This window comes from Paenibacillus glycanilyticus NBRC 16618, assembly GCF_004000805.1.
GTDB classification, from domain to species: Bacteria; Bacillota; Bacilli; order Paenibacillales; family Paenibacillaceae; genus Pristimantibacillus; species Pristimantibacillus glycanilyticus.
Window position 1 is genome coordinate 1 of the sequence record NZ_BILY01000012.1, and the last position, 14,506, is coordinate 14,506.

A 14,506-nucleotide genomic window follows, 5' to 3' on the forward strand; every position below is an offset into this window, starting at 1 on the left:
GCAGCTGCAACAGCGATTGCGGCTCCGGCAGCGGCTTCGCAAGCCGTTCAGCATGCTGAGGCAGCAAGCGAAACGGTCAAAGCGAAAGAGGACGTTCATAAAATCGTCTTCTCCTGCGACGCCGGCATGGGCTCCAGCGCAATGGGCGCATCGATTCTTCGCAAGAAGATGAAAGCCGCAGGCTCGGACGTGACCGTCATTAATACGGCAATCAGCGATATTCCCGGCGACGCCGACATCGTCATTACGCACAAAACGCTGACGGACCGCGCTAAAATTCAGGCGCCGAAAGCCGAGCATATTTCAATCGATAATTTCTTGAAAAGTCCGGAGTATGACAAACTCGTAGACCGGCTTTCGTAAGAATCCTTTCTCATCAAGGCTGCCAGCGCTGGAGATTATTTTCCGGCGCTGGGGCCATTCTATCGTTATAGGAAGGGTTGTGTGAATGCGTATATCCAGCCGGTCCCGCCGAATTCTAGAGCTGCTGCTGCGGAATGATCACGATCTGACGGCGGCGCAAATCGCGGAAGAAATTCAGGTGAGTTCCAGAACCGTACACCGGGAATTGGCAGCGGTGGAGGAGATCCTGCGTGCCGAAGGTGCAAGGCTGCTTAAAAAATCAGGCTCCGGCATAAGGCTTCAAGGCAATCAAGCGGCGCTTGACCGATTAGCCCAGCTCGTTAGCGTATCGGAAGAGATTGAATACTCGCCGGAGGAGAGACAGATCTATTTGCTTTGCCTCCTTCTCGAGAGCGAGGAGCCAGTTAAGCTGTTCGCTCTGGCGCATGAGTTCAAGGTGACGATTCCTACCGTAGCCAATGATCTGGACGATCTTGACCAATGGGTGCAGAGGTTCGAGGCAACCTTGACCCGAAGAAGGGGCTACGGGATTGAGCTTACCGGCCAGGAAGAGCATATGCGCGAGATGATTCGCCAGATCATAAGGGACCGGTTCGAAGATACGGAGCTGATCTCCAGCCGCAACGAGCTCCCGGCACATCCCCTTGACCGGCGGCTGCTTGCGATTGTTGGTCAATCGGAGATGGAAGCCGTCGAGAAAATCTTATGGAGCTGGGAAGAATACGGAGGCAGCCGGTTAAGCGAGGGCGCTTATACCGATCTGTTGATCAGGCTGTCCATTGCGCTGAGGCGAATCAAAGCGGGCAAGACGGTTGAGGCTTCTTCCGTTGCGGCGTTACGTCAGGAATCCGATGCGGTATATCTGACGGAAAGGTTAGCCGCGCTGACGGAACGAGCATTTCCGCCAGCAGAGACGGCTTATATCGGCAGGCTTCTGCGTTCCGTCCAGAGCGACGATCTATCCGTGCTGCCTGCGGATGATTTGATTTTAACCGATACGGTTCGTTCCCTGATCGAGCATGTGCAGCAGGCCATGAATGCCGAATACAACAAAGACCGCTCTCTGCGCGACGGGCTATTCCTCCACTTGAAGGACGCCTTGCAGAGGCTGCACGAAGGCACGAATATCCGTAATCCGCTTCTCGATCAGATCAAGAAGGATTATTCGTCTTTATTTCATATCGTTCGCAAAGCGGCAAACCGCGTCTTTACCGATGTGGCTGTGCCGGATGAGGAAATCGGATTCCTCGTCATGCATTTCGGAGCATCGCTCGAGCGGCTGAAGCAGCTGCGGCAAAATGTCCGGGCTATCCTGGTCTGCTCAAGCGGAATCGGCTCCTCCAAGCTGCTGCAGATCAGGCTCCAGAAGGAACTGCCGGAAATTCATATCGTTGACCGGGTATCGTGGTACGAAGCCTCGAGGACGGAGAAGGACAAATACGATCTGATCATATCCACGGTAGATCTGCCTCTTAACGGCGAGCAATATATTAAGGTTAGTCCTCTCTTAACGCAAGCAGAGACGGACCGATTGAGGGTTTTCGTCCAGACGGGCTTAATCCAGAAACGGGACGGCACTTTGACCAAGGAAGAGAAGACGGGAAGCGAAGCCTCTACCTTCGAGCAGCTGGTAAGCCTTAAGACGACGCTCGACGAGATGGTGAGCCTGATCCGGCGCTTTGAGGTTGTGTTGATCAAGGAAGAGAGCCGAGACTTGCCGGTTATTCTGGAAGAAGCCTGCGCGCGGGAAGCAGCCAAAGGCGTGCTGACGGATGCCGGTCTTGCAGCGCAGCGGCTGCTGCAGCGTGAACAAAGCGGCAGTCAGATGATACCGGGCACCGCGGTAGCTTTATTTCATACCCGCGGCGAAGAAATAACGAGGCCGTCGCTATCGTTATACCGGTTGGAAGCTCCCATTACTTTGGAGACGGCATCGCCGTCCCGTTTAAGCCACTTTTTATTAATGCTGGCGCCTCGGATCTTAACGAAGGAAGCGCTCGAGGTATTAAGCGAAATAAGCGCCATGCTGCTCGATACGGTCATGATTGATCTGCTCGAGGCTGGCGATGAAGAGGCAATTCGAGATTACTTAACCATACATCTTAGAATGTTTTTCAATATAAAAGCGGAAGCGAGTGACGTACAGTGAGTATTTTGTCTACGGATAAAGTGAAATTGAATGCAGCGGTAAAGGATAAATTCGAAGCGGTTCGCATGGCGGGCCAATTGCTGGTTAACGCAGGTCACGCTGATCCCAGCTATGTGGAAAGCATGGTTGAACGCGAGCAGTCCCTATCCACCTACATGGGCGGCGGCCTTGCTATCCCTCACGGAACAAACGAATCGAAAGGCTCCATCAAGTCGACGGGCCTGTCCATCGTTCAAATTCCGGCTGGCGTGGATTTCGGCGAAGGAAATATCGCGCATCTGGTTATCGGCATTGCGGCGGTTGGCGACGATCATCTGGACATTCTGACGAATGTAGCGATGGTTTGCTCCGATGACGACAATCTGGAACGGATCTTGAAGGCCTCCACGGCCGAAGAGATGATCGAGATCTTCGAAAGCGGGATGGAATAATGAAGGCTTTGCATTTTGGAGCAGGCAACATCGGACGAGGATTTATCGGACTCCTACTTTCGCAATCGGGTTATGAAGTTATTTTTTCCGACGTCAACCAGGCGCTTGTTACGGAGCTTCAGAAGCGCCGTGCCTACACGGTAACGCTGGCGAACGAAGCCAAGGACCAGCTGCAGGTAACAGGCGTGACCGCCATTGACGGAACAAAAATAGACGATGTTGCGGCGGCAGTAGCGGAAGCCGACCTGGTGACCACAGCCGTAGGCGTCAACATCTTGAAGCATATTGCGGCGGGTATCGCCCGCGGTATCGAGAAGCGGATCGAATCCGGAGGGGGGCCGCTGCATATCATCGCCTGCGAGAACGCTATCGGCGGCAGCACCCAGCTGAAAGAGCATGTATTCGGGCATCTCGATGAAGAGACAAAGACGAAGGCAACCAAGCTGGTTGCATTTCCGGATGCGGCCGTTGACCGGATTGTTCCGATTCAGCACAATGAGGATCCTCTAGAGGTGACGGTTGAGCCATTCTATGAGTGGGTCGTGGACGAATCCGCGATGCTCGAAGGGTACAAACCGGTTGCCGGCGTCCATTACGTAAGCAATCTGATGCCTTATATCGAGCGTAAATTGTTCACGGTTAACACCGGACATTGCGCCGCCGCCTACCTGGGAAGCCTTCGCGGTTACGAGACGATCCAGCAGGCGATGGCCGACGAGACCATCGTTGGCGAAGTGAAGGCGACCTTGAAGGAGACGGGGGCCGTACTTGTTGCGCAATATGGCTTTGACCAAGATGCACATGATCAATATATCGAGAAGATTATCGGACGGTTCCGCAACGACCAGCTGACCGATGAGGTTACCCGCGTTGGACGGTCGCCGATCCGCAAGCTGTCGCCCAATGACCGTCTCGTGAAGCCGGCTTTGCAAGCCCATGAGCAAGGGATGAGGCCCGTTCAGCTGGCAAAAGTAATGGCGGCGGCGCTTCACTTCGTTAACGCCGATGATCCGGAAGCCGCTGAGCTGCAGCAATCGATTAAAGACAAGGGTATCGGACAGACCGTGTCGCATTATACTTCGATTCCGGAAGGACATCCGGTATACGGGCTGATCCTTGAAAGCTACGAAGCTGTCGCAAATCAGCGTTAAGAACCAGGCTTGAGAAAAACAAACATTAGTGAGGTACGCAGTATGGCTAATATAATTACCGGTGTTGCCGCATCTCCCGGAGTTGCTATCGCAAAGGTTTTTCGGTTTAACCATTCATCCTATATCCCGCAGCAGGAGACGATTACGGATGCTGAGGCGGAAGCCGGCCGTTTCCGGCAGGCCATCGAGAAATCCAAAGGCGAGATCGAAGAGATCCGCGTAAAAACCGAGGAAAGACTAGGCGCGCAAAAAGCAGAAATTTTCGAAGCGCATCTTTTTTTGCTGGAGGATCCGGACCTAGTGGATTCGGTGCTCGACAAAATCGCAGACGAGAAGCTTAATGCGGAATACGCTTTGCACGAAGTAACGACAGCCGTTGTCGGAATGCTGCTGGAGCTGGACAATGAGATGGTCCGCGAGCGCGCAGCCGATGTCAAAGACGTCTCCGGTCGGGTGATGAGCCACCTGATCGGCAAGCCGTATGCTTCGCTCTCCGGCATTTCCGAGGAGACCATCATCCTGGCAGAGGATCTGACGCCGTCGGATACCGCGCAGCTGGACCTGAATTATATCCGCGGCTTTGTAACGGAGATCGGAAGCCGTACTTCGCATTCCGCTATTATGGCGCGTTCGCTTGAGATTCCTGCGATAGTAGGCGCGGGCCCTTCGGCAGCAGCCGTTGCGGACGGCGCACTGGTCATTATGGATGCGACGGAGGGCAAAGTGATTGTGGATCCTTCGGAAGAAGTGCTGGCCGAGTATCAGGCGAAAAAGAAGCAATACGATGAACGCAGAGTACAGCTGAAGCGTCTGGCCGAGCAGCCGTCGGTAACGGCCGATGGCCAGCATCTCGAGCTTGCGGCCAACATTGGCAGCATCGAAGACCTGGACAAAGTGCTGGAGAACGGCGCCGACGGCGTTGGGCTGTTCCGCACGGAGTTTCTCTATATGGGACGCAATTCATTCCCGACGGAAGAAGAGCAGTTCCAAATTTACAAGCATGTGCTTGAGAAATTAGACGGCAAACGCGTCGTTATTCGCACGCTGGATATCGGCGGGGATAAGGAGCTCCCTTATCTGGAACTGCCGAAGGAAAGCAACCCGTTCCTGGGATTACGCGCGCTTCGGTTATGCCTCAAACGGGAGGACTTGTTCCGTACCCAGCTCCGGGCCTTGCTACGGGCAAGCGTGCATGGCAAGCTGAACATCATGTTTCCAATGATTGCGGTGCTGAGCGAGCTTCGCGAAGCGAAGCGTATTCTCGAGGAAGAACGAGCGAAGCTGGAGCAGGAAGGGGTTCAGGTGTCGGGCTCGATTGAAGTGGGCATGATGATCGAAATTCCGGCTGCCGCGATTGGGGCCGATATTTTCGCAAAGGAAGTCGATTTCTTCAGTATCGGTACAAACGATCTGATTCAATATACAATGGCAGCCGACCGGATGAACGAATCGGTGGCTTATCTGTATCAGCCGTATCATCCTTCGATCCTGAGACTCGTGAACATGGTCATTAAGGCGGCTGAACGGGCTGGCATTTGGGCCGGCATGTGCGGCGAAATGGCGGGCGACCAGACGGCTATTCCTCTCCTTCTCGGAATGGGGTTAGACGAGTTCAGCATGAGCGCGGGTTCCATATTGCCCGCCCGCGAGCTGGTGGGGCAGTTGTCCAAGCCGGAATGGGCGGCTCTGGCGGAAGAAGCCCTTGCCATGAGCACGCAGGAAGAAGTCCAACAATTCGTTAAGCAAAGGAGACCACAATAATGCTATCGCAAACCTATACCGTTATCCATCCATCCGGGTTCCATGCCCGTCCATCTAAGCTTTTTGTTCAAGCGGCATCGGAGTTCCCTTGCAGTGTGAAGCTGATCAAAGGAACAAAAAAAGTAAACGGCAAAAGCTCGCTTGGCCTGTTAACCCTTGGTCTGGCAAAAGGCGACGAAGTAACGCTGGAAGTGGACGGCGAGCGCGAGGAAGAGGCGCTTAACGCTCTTGGCGCTATGTTGACTAAGATCTACGAAGAATAGAGAAAATGCTATGAAGGTCCGCTGCAATTACTGTAGCGGGCTTTGTCTTTTAATTCAAAAACCCTTACTTGTTTCAGGAAACGGCGTTTCGGAACATGGTGAAGCGTCCGACAGCTTCTTGCATTCACGGAATGCGAAATGTTTACAGCCTATGCACTTATTGTGATCCAGGTGGATTAAAGCATAATCAATCGCTTCGCCTGTATGGTTAAAAAAACAGTTCTCTCCTACGAGCATATACAATCCTGTTTTCTCGAATACTTCCATTGATTGTGGTTGAATGCCCGAAATAAGGACGGTCCCGCCTGATTTCTTGAAGTCTTTCACCAATCGGGCAAGCCTGAACTCACCTGTCGTATCCACATAGGGTACTTTTGACATGCGAAGCAGCAAAATTTTTGGTTTTAAATGAGTAGAGTCCATGATGCTTTTTTCCAGAATATTGGCGGTACCGAAGAATAGCGGACCATCGAGGGTATAAATATTGATTTGAGGACAATCATGGCCTTCGCTAACCATGTACGCTTTAACTTTATTGTTTTTGACGGATGAATCGGGCAGAACTTTGGTCACCTTCAACAATCCACTCATTCGTTTTACAAACAAAATAACGGAAATGATTAACCCTGCTTCGACAGCCGTCGTTAAATTTGTGAATACGGTTAGTAAAAAGGTAATCAGCAAAATAAAAGAATCGCTTGTTTTCGTTTTTAGGACAGATGCAAATTCTTTTCGCTCACTCATATTCCACGCAACGAGCATCAGAATGGGAGCCATGCTTGCAAGAGGGATATTAGAAGCGTAAGGAGCAAACAAAATGAGTATAAGAAAAACAACAATTCCATGTATGATACCGGAAATCGGAGATACAGCCCCATTTTTAATGTTGGCTGCTGTCCGCGCAATGGCTCCGGTCGCCGGGATTCCTCCAAAAAGCGGAGTTACCATATTCGCGATGCCCTGTCCAATTAACTCACGATTGCTGTTATGACGAGTGCCGGTCATTCCATCAGCTACAACAGCCGATAATAAGGACTCTATACCGCCCAGCATAGCAATAGTAAGCGCGGGATAAATCATCGTATTTATTCGATCCCATGTTATATGCGGGAAATGGAAATGAGGCAGTGTGCTCGGAATTGCTCCGAATGAAGATCCAATGGTTGCTAAATGGCCATTAAAGAACAAGGAAGCCACAACGCTTGATAAGACAAGCCCTACTAATGAACCGGGAATCTTGGGCAAGTATTTCGTCGACAGCAGGATAGCCATCAAACAAATGGCTGCGGTAGTGACACTATAGAGATTAATGGTTGTCAGGTGCAGCACAATTTCTTTCATGTTTGGAAGGAAATTTTCATGTTTTTCGAGGCTGGTAAGACCCAATAAATTCCCGATTTGACCACTGAAGATAATTACGGCGATCCCTGCAGTGAATCCGATGGTAACAGGACGAGGGATAAATTTAATCAATGCGCCAAGCCTGAATAAACCCATGCAAACAAGAATAATTCCAGCCAGAAAACCGGCAATCAATAAATTCTCGTACCCGTATTGCAAGACAATCGCGAAAAGAACGGGGATAAAAGCGCCGGTCGGACCTCCAATTTGATATTTGGAGCCTCCGAATAAAGCGATGAGAATTCCGGCGAAGATGGTTGTATAAATTCCGTACTCCGGTTTTGTCCCGGAGGCTATGGCAAACGCCATCCCTAACGGAATGGCAATAATCCCAACAATCAAACCTGAAATGAGATCTTTGCGAAAATCAGGTAGATGATATCCTTTATATCTCCCCGTCCATTTCATTTCCACGCCTCTATTCCTATATATTTGATTATTTGAATATATAGGAATATTACTCTTGCGGAATGCCTTATGTCAAACTGTAAAATCGGCGCTAATTCTTCGAATAGGCACTTGAAAAAAGGAAAAAACAAGGTGCTTCTTGATGTTTCTCATGAAAGCCCTTGTTTTTTTGATTATTGTTCATTTCGAATGACCTCAAGCAATGAAATGGCATCTACAAGATGATTATCAAATATGCGCTTTGCGACAACCAGTAATTCTTTAATCAGCGGGTCTCTTAACGAATAGATCACCGATGTCCCATCCTTTATGCCACTAACCACATTTTTATTTCGCAAAACGGACAATTGCTGAGAAACGGCAGAACCTTCCGAACCTAAGATGCTCTGCAATTCGTTAACGTTCCGATCGCCTTCGCTAAGAACCTCGAGTATTCGAATTCTCATGGGATGGGCTAACGCTTTAAAAAAATCAGCTTTAAATTGTTGAATATTCTGATTCTGGTTCATGGAATTTACTCCTTAATAGCTTACTTTTGAATATATGAATATAATATCACATTTCAAATCATGCTTAATGGAGAAAGGTACAAGGGAGCATCAATTGTTATTTGGACCTAACTGCATTATAATTACTATATTCAAATTTTTGAATATTTGATTTTAATAAAGGGAGAAGGGCGAATGCCAAGCTTTAATGCTAATGAAAAGAAAATGAGTAGACAGACAGTCATCAAGATTGGCGTTAATGCTTTGTATGAAACCGGCTCCGATTTGATTTGCAAGGTCTGTATAACAAATGGGGGCTCCTGCTGTAATGGCTGTCGGCACCTTGCAAATGGAATTGGATGTACACAGCGTAATACAAGTTGTACGGCATGGTTATGCGGGTTTTTAAAATACCTGTTGTACGCAACAGGGCTTTTAAGGGAATGGAATGATTTTTGGAGACAAGTACCCGGGCAAGACTTTCGCGAGGATTTTACTCCAGAAGTTTTTTTCGTGAAAAAGTCGTTACACATCGAGGGTATTCGGAATCTAGGACAAGCTTTGGCAATCGATCTGGAGGAGCTGGCAGCAGCACATATTGCAATTGGATTCATTATAACGCTCAGGGAGAAAATAGATAAGAACATTGACCGATTGAATCAATGCAAGAATGATCCCAAAAAGCAAATCAAAATTGAAAGAAATATTAAAGTTTTATCAAGTCACTTTCATCGTTTCCAAAAGGAACTGCGTGATTATTATCTCAATAACCCAAGCATCGAAAAAGGAGAGAGTAAATGATGGCGGATTTTCCAAATTGTCCTCAATGTAATTCGGAGTATACGTACGAAGACGGTGGATTATTTATTTGTCCGGAGTGCAGCCATGAGTGGTCGAAAGAATCTGAAGCTGAAATGAGTGAAGATCATAAGATGATCAAAGATTCTAACGGAAATGTACTAAACGATGGCGATACTGTTACTGTCATTAAAGACCTGAAAGTGAAAGGAAGTTCATCGGTTATAAAAATAGGCACAAAAGTAAAAAATATTCGCCTCGTTGAAGGTGATCATGATATTGATTGCAAAATTGATGGGTTTGGCGCGATGAAGTTAAAATCGGAATTTGTAAAAAAAGTTTAAATTTTATAGCAATTATTCCAACCTATTTATCTTAAACTGCGAAAGGCATCCCAACGGGATGCCTTTCGCAGTTTAAAACCACTTCATGTTGTGGGCAGCCTCACTCCATGACTAGACCGCCGGTAACGGGCGTGTAGGTGCCTGTCAGGAACCCCGCGCCATCTCCGGCGAGAAAAGCAATCACACCCGCTATATCCTCTGGCTCGGCGATCCGGCCAAGCGGGGTAAAGCTGCCTATGACGCGGCTCTCCTCTTCCGATATCATGAAGGTCTCATCCGATCGGACCAATCCGGGTGCCACAACATTGGCGGTGATTCCATAGGAGCCATACTCTTGCGCGATATACCGGGCGAAGGTATCAAGACCCCCCTTTGCCGTACCGAAAGCGATATAATGCGGGGTAGGATCCTTCCCTTCCGTGCTGGACAGATAGATGATTCGGCCGGATTGCTGCTCCATCATTGCTTTTATAACAGCCTTTGTTGGCTCAAAGACGGCTTTCAATTCACCGGTCAATTGCCTTTCGAAGGATGCCCAGGAGAGCTCGGCAAAGCTGGCCGCCTCGGCTGATTGACATGTGCCGCATACGAGTACATCGATTTGTCCAAAGGTATGAATGACGGTCCGGGCAAGCTGTTCCATTTGCTCCTTGCTGCGTGCATCGGCCGGAATGGCAATGGCCTCGCCGCCGTTTGCCCTGATCTCGGAGACCACCGCGGTTAAATCTCTTTCGAAATCACTTACTGCAATCTTCGCCCCTTCTTTGGCGAGCCGCAAGCAAGCCGCTCTCCCGATCCCCTGGGCACCGCATGTAACAATCGCTACTTTTCCTTGCAAGGTCATGATGGGCAAGCCTCCTTAAGAGTGACTTATTCCTGTTCCAGCCCGCCGTACTGACGCGCGATTTCCAGAGCGGTCTGTTTGATCTTTGCCGCGATCGAGGCGGGCTCGAGCACCATAACATCGGTCATATAATGAAGCACGTTACGGATCAGCCAGTGCTCACTCGAGTACGTCATTCGCACGATAAGCTGTCCGTCCGGCAGCCGTTCGATATTTTTTTCGTCGAAATGGTCCATGACGGATAGGGCGGCCGCCGCTTTAAACTGCAGGACGGCAGGAATTCCCTCGCTTGCGCCTCTTCTCTCGGGTGTATTCCACCTGTCGTTCAGCTGTTTCAGCGAATCTGTCCGTCTAGTAAAGGTGCCGGCCTGAATACTCAGTTGCCGGATACGCGTCAGCTTGAAGATGCGGTAATCCTCGCGCAAGCGGCAATAGCCGTGAAGATACCAGGAGTAGTTCTTCAGAACAAGGGCCATAGGCTCGATCTCGCGCTCCTGCTCGCCGCCGGTTCTGCTCGTATAGTGGAATCGGATCAGCTTATGGTCATTAACTGCCTGACGGAGCTGGTCGTACCGGGCTTGATCCTCTTCGCTGTTCTTCCAAGGGGTGAAATCCACCTGAATACGGTTTCCTTCACCTGTCCGGCCTTGCTCCGCCTGCGCCACCATGGCGCCAACCTTGCTAAGGAGGAGATCCATATTCGAGCGGTCGTAAGCGTTTGTTGATTCCAGACCGCGAAGCGCCGTGAAGAGAGCGGTCAGCTCATCGAAGGACAGGAGCTGCCGGTCCAGCCGAAAGCTGTCCATGATCTCATAGCCGCCCTCCATGCCGGTGTAGGAGACAATGGGAATGCCAGCCTGACCAAGCGAATCGAGATCGCGATAGATAGTGCGCAAGGAAACCTCCAGCTGCTCCGCCAGCTCCTGCGCCTGTACCCGCTTTCGATTAAGCAGCAAAATCGTAATGGCCATTAACCGTTCCAGCTTCATCGTTATCTCTCCTAAACCGGCATGCTACAGCCTGCCGTAATATGATTAGTGTGCGGCCGCGTATTCTTCGCCTTCGGCGGGGGCCTCCATTTTGTCCTTCGACATTAGAAATGCCGCAACTAAGGCTAATGCCGCAGGAATCAGGCTCCAGGCAAAGGTCACGCCAATAGAGCTCGACAGCCCCGCCGTTATCGTATCCAGAAGCTGAGGATCGACGGTCTGCCGGAATGCCGGATTCAGCAAGGAATGCGGATCGTTTAAATTCAAGCCCGGGGGAACCGTGCCGTTGCCAAGCGATTCGGTAAGCTTCGAGAGCATGCTGTGGCTTTGAATAATACCGAAGACCGTAATGCCAAGCGACATGCCAAGCGAACGGTTAAAGTTCAAGGTCGAGCTTGCCGCGCCGCGCTGCGCGGCAGGGAACGAATGAAGCACGGAGCTGCTTAATACCGAGAAGGAAGCGCCGATCCCGAGACCAATCAGAATCATAATTCCCGTGATGAAAAGTCGAGAAGATTCTACCGTAATTTGCGAAAGAAGAGCAAGGCCTATGAGCAGAATGGCAAGCGTTCCAATCATAATCGTCCGGTATTGCAGCTTCGTCATGAGGAAGCCGCCTAGCGTTGCGGTGATAACCGAACCAACCATCATGGGCAATAGGGTCAGACCGGAGTTAGAGGCGGATCCGCCAATGACGCCCTGCACATAGATCGGAATAAAAATCGCTGCCGTCATATAAGCCGCGCCGCTAAGCATAGCGACCAGATTGCTTGTGGTGTACAGTCTGCTGCGGAATAAGCCAAACGAGATGATAGGTTCGGCCGCTTTTCTCTCGACCAGGACAAGCAGGAAGGCAAGAACGGCAAATCCGGCAAACAGACCGATAATTTGCGGAGAATCCCAGGCATAGGTTTTGCCGCCGAGCTCCAGCGCGAAGATAAAGCAGACAACAGCTCCTACGAGAAGAATGGAGCCCGCCCAGTCGATACGCTGCTTCGAATGGGCCGCCGATTCCTTGTAGAACAGAGCAATAATCAGCAGGGCAATGAAGCCAAGCGGGAGGTTCATGTAGAAGATCCACGACCAGTTGAGGTGATCCGTAATATAGCCGCCAAGCAAAGGACCAACTACGCTGGAGAGGCCAAATACCGCACCGAACGCTCCCATCATTTTGCCGCGGTCCTTCGGGGACACCACGTCGAACAAAATCGTAAACGCAATGGATACCATCGCACCGGCTCCAACCCCCTGAACAGCCCGGTAAATGCTTAACTCGATAATCGAGTGGGCCATTCCGCAGAGCGCCGAGCCGATCATAAACACGATAATCCCAAAGATAAAAAACCGCTTGCGGCCGTACATATCGGAGAGCTTGCCGAAGATCGGCATACACGCCATTTCCGCGACCATATAAGCGGTGGTGACCCAGACGAACTTATCGAGTCCCCCCATCTCTCCCACGATTGTGCCAATCGCCGTGGACACAACCGTGTTGTCCATGGATGCCATTAGAATGGCCAGCAGCAGTCCTCCAATGATGGCACCTAATTTATTCTTCATTCCATACCATTCCCTTCTTCTTCCCGAATTGATTGCTGAACAATCATCTGAGATCATCATAAGCTACCCTTGTTGACAACAGTGTGTCAGGGAAGATTGATCCGTTGGGAAATTATTTAAAAAGTTTAAACGCTTCTTTTTATATAAACTTGTGGTTATATAACCTTAAGGTTATAATAAACGCATGTAGAGGAGGTTGAAGGTTGTGTTAAGCACATTCGCAATAGTCGCCGAGCCCTCGCGCCGACGCATCATGGATATGCTGCTTCGGGGAGACGCAAGCGTCTCTCAGCTAGTAGAGGCTTTGGATATGTCGCAGCCCCTCGTCTCCAAGCATTTGCGGGCGCTCCGGGAAACCGGACTGGTGAGAGTAAGAATCGTAGCCCAGCAGCGCATTTACTCGCTTGAACCGGGACCGCTTGCGGAGATCGACATGTGGCTCAATGCTTATCGGTCCAAATGGAACCGCCATGTTGACGCCATGGATGAATATCTCAAGAAAAAGAAACAATTACGCAAGGAGGAGGAAGAGTCATGATCATTACGGATAAAGAATATCCAAGGCTGAATAGAGACGGAGACAAATGGGTGCTCGTGCTTGTACGCACATTGGAGCATCCGATTGATGAGGTATGGGCAACGCTTACCGAGGCGGAGCAGCTTGCTTCATGGGGTCCGTTTAAACCGGAAAGAGATCTTGTTTCCGTCGGAGCCGTGCAGCTGGAGCATATCGATATGCCTGAGGCAGAGACCATGCAGGGTACGGTCCTGGAGGTAACAGCGCCGGAGCTTCTTGTATTGCAATGGGGCGATGATATTCTGCGTTGGGAGTTAAGCGGCGATAAGGAGCGGACAATTCTTGTCCTCAAGCATAGATTCATGGAGCATAAGCAAGCTCCGTCTTATGCGGCAGGCTGGCATTTATGCTTAGCCGGACTTGCGGGACGGTTGGAAGGAAAGGACATGCCATCCATGGTTGGGCATAAGGCTTATAACTTTGGTTACAAAGAGTTGTACTCCCAGTATGCGAAGCTATTGGGCATGGAGCAGGAAATAAGCGAATGAAGACCGAAAAGGCGCTACGTCAGTAGCGCCTTGTGAATTTTAACGACGGCTTTTTTAATCATCGATCCATCGCCCATGCCCGGCCGGTGAACGTCATCGGGGAAAAAGACGGCATACATGCCCGGCTTCATTGCCAACAATTGCTCTTCGGCTTGAGGAGCGTATAACGCATAGTCGTCCTCTTCGTCATAAGGCTGGGATGGAATCATACCCTCTCGCAGCGGCGACCAACCGATCTGCTCGGAGCCTTCGATTAAATAATGAATGTCGAGGTATTGCTCATGCTTCTCTGCAATCTGCTCCTCTTGGCTCTTTGTTTCGAAGGACATGAAGTTGATATAAAGCTGGTCACCTCGCAGCTCCAGCCTGCCCTCCGGCCATTCCTTCTTCTCGCTCCATTGACGCAAAGCCTGCAGGGCTTCGTCAATGACGGCATAGCCGCCGGAATGAGGATTATTCGCCCCGGATAATAAACCAAGTATCATACTAGC

At 50.3% G+C, this 14,506-nt stretch carries 15 protein-coding genes and 1 pseudogene; 10 read left to right on the forward strand and 6 right to left on the reverse strand.

What is annotated here, in order from left to right:
- From PGL01S_RS11610 to PGL01S_RS11635, 6 genes and pseudogenes are all read left to right on the forward strand, one after another.
- Positions 1-363: pseudogene (locus tag PGL01S_RS11610) on the forward strand (PTS mannitol transporter subunit IIBC); the annotation flags it as partial.
- 85 nt (positions 364-448) lie between these two features.
- Positions 449-2,512, forward strand: coding sequence for a BglG family transcription antiterminator (locus PGL01S_RS11615; RefSeq protein WP_127494705.1), 2,064 nt, complete (start codon positions 449-451; stop codon positions 2,510-2,512).
- Positions 2,509-2,943 (forward strand): PTS mannitol transporter subunit IIA, encoded by a 435-nt coding sequence (locus PGL01S_RS11620; protein WP_116394569.1) that lies wholly within the window; start codon positions 2,509-2,511, stop codon positions 2,941-2,943. Before PGL01S_RS11615 ends, PGL01S_RS11620 begins: the two co-directional genes overlap by 4 nt.
- Positions 2,943-4,094: a mannitol-1-phosphate 5-dehydrogenase gene (locus PGL01S_RS11625; protein ID WP_127494707.1), complete on the forward strand. Its 1,152-nt coding sequence runs from the start codon at positions 2,943-2,945 to the stop codon at positions 4,092-4,094. Before PGL01S_RS11620 ends, PGL01S_RS11625 begins: the two co-directional genes overlap by 1 nt.
- Positions 4,095-4,136: 42 nt before the next feature.
- A complete protein-coding gene (gene ptsP / locus PGL01S_RS11630) occupies positions 4,137-5,855 on the forward strand; it encodes a phosphoenolpyruvate--protein phosphotransferase (protein ID WP_127494710.1) in 1,719 nt (572 codons plus the stop codon).
- Complete coding sequence (locus PGL01S_RS11635; RefSeq protein ID WP_127494712.1) at positions 5,855-6,118, forward strand: HPr family phosphocarrier protein; 264 nt, start codon at positions 5,855-5,857, stop codon at positions 6,116-6,118. The genes ptsP and PGL01S_RS11635 overlap by 1 nt, the downstream gene beginning before the upstream one ends.
- Positions 6,119-6,172: 54 nt before the next feature.
- Here the strand turns inward: PGL01S_RS11635 and PGL01S_RS11640 are convergent, their stop codons facing one another.
- Both PGL01S_RS11640 and PGL01S_RS11645 read right to left on the reverse strand, forming a co-directional pair.
- A complete protein-coding gene (locus PGL01S_RS11640) occupies positions 6,173-7,927 on the reverse strand; it encodes a SulP family inorganic anion transporter (RefSeq protein WP_127494714.1) in 1,755 nt (584 codons plus the stop codon).
- A gap of 173 nt (positions 7,928-8,100) precedes the next feature.
- On the reverse strand, positions 8,101-8,436 hold the full coding sequence (locus PGL01S_RS11645; protein WP_127494716.1) for an ArsR/SmtB family transcription factor: 336 nt from the start codon (positions 8,434-8,436) through the stop codon (positions 8,101-8,103).
- Between the two features lie 174 nt (positions 8,437-8,610).
- On the opposite strand from PGL01S_RS11645, the gene PGL01S_RS11650 reads away from it, so the two are divergent.
- Both PGL01S_RS11650 and PGL01S_RS11655 read left to right on the forward strand, forming a co-directional pair.
- Entirely contained in the window at positions 8,611-9,216 is a 606-nt protein-coding gene (locus PGL01S_RS11650) for a hypothetical protein (protein ID WP_127494718.1), read from the forward strand.
- Positions 9,216-9,557, forward strand: a complete 342-nt coding sequence (locus tag PGL01S_RS11655) for a zinc ribbon domain-containing protein YjdM (protein ID WP_127494945.1) — start codon at positions 9,216-9,218, stop codon at positions 9,555-9,557. The genes PGL01S_RS11650 and PGL01S_RS11655 overlap by 1 nt, the downstream gene beginning before the upstream one ends.
- A 100-nt stretch (positions 9,558-9,657) precedes the next feature.
- Here PGL01S_RS11655 and PGL01S_RS11660 read toward each other — a convergent pair whose 3' ends face one another.
- The 3 genes from PGL01S_RS11660 to PGL01S_RS11670 are packed head-to-tail and all read right to left on the reverse strand — an operon-like array spanning position 9,658 to position 12,950.
- A complete protein-coding gene (locus tag PGL01S_RS11660) occupies positions 9,658-10,401 on the reverse strand; it encodes an SDR family NAD(P)-dependent oxidoreductase (RefSeq protein WP_127494720.1) in 744 nt (247 codons plus the stop codon).
- 26 nt (positions 10,402-10,427) lie between these two features.
- Positions 10,428-11,390 (reverse strand): helix-turn-helix transcriptional regulator, encoded by a 963-nt coding sequence (locus PGL01S_RS11665; RefSeq protein ID WP_127494722.1) that lies wholly within the window; start codon positions 11,388-11,390, stop codon positions 10,428-10,430.
- A 45-nt stretch (positions 11,391-11,435) separates the two neighbouring features.
- Entirely contained in the window at positions 11,436-12,950 is a 1,515-nt protein-coding gene (locus tag PGL01S_RS11670) for an MDR family MFS transporter (RefSeq protein ID WP_127494724.1), read from the reverse strand.
- A 205-nt stretch (positions 12,951-13,155) separates the two neighbouring features.
- On the opposite strand from PGL01S_RS11670, the gene PGL01S_RS11675 reads away from it, so the two are divergent.
- The gene (locus PGL01S_RS11675; protein WP_127494726.1) at positions 13,156-13,488 is read left to right on the forward strand and encodes an ArsR/SmtB family transcription factor; all 333 of its coding nucleotides are present in this window, start codon (positions 13,156-13,158) and stop codon (positions 13,486-13,488) included.
- Positions 13,485-14,015 (forward strand): SRPBCC family protein, encoded by a 531-nt coding sequence (locus PGL01S_RS11680; RefSeq protein WP_127494729.1) that lies wholly within the window; start codon positions 13,485-13,487, stop codon positions 14,013-14,015. Before PGL01S_RS11675 ends, PGL01S_RS11680 begins: the two co-directional genes overlap by 4 nt.
- A gap of 14 nt (positions 14,016-14,029) precedes the next feature.
- Here the strand turns inward: PGL01S_RS11680 and PGL01S_RS11685 are convergent, their stop codons facing one another.
- On the reverse strand, positions 14,030-14,500 hold the full coding sequence (locus tag PGL01S_RS11685) for a NanQ anomerase/TabA/YiaL family protein (RefSeq protein ID WP_127494731.1): 471 nt from the start codon (positions 14,498-14,500) through the stop codon (positions 14,030-14,032).
- Positions 14,501-14,506 lie beyond the last annotated feature (6 nt).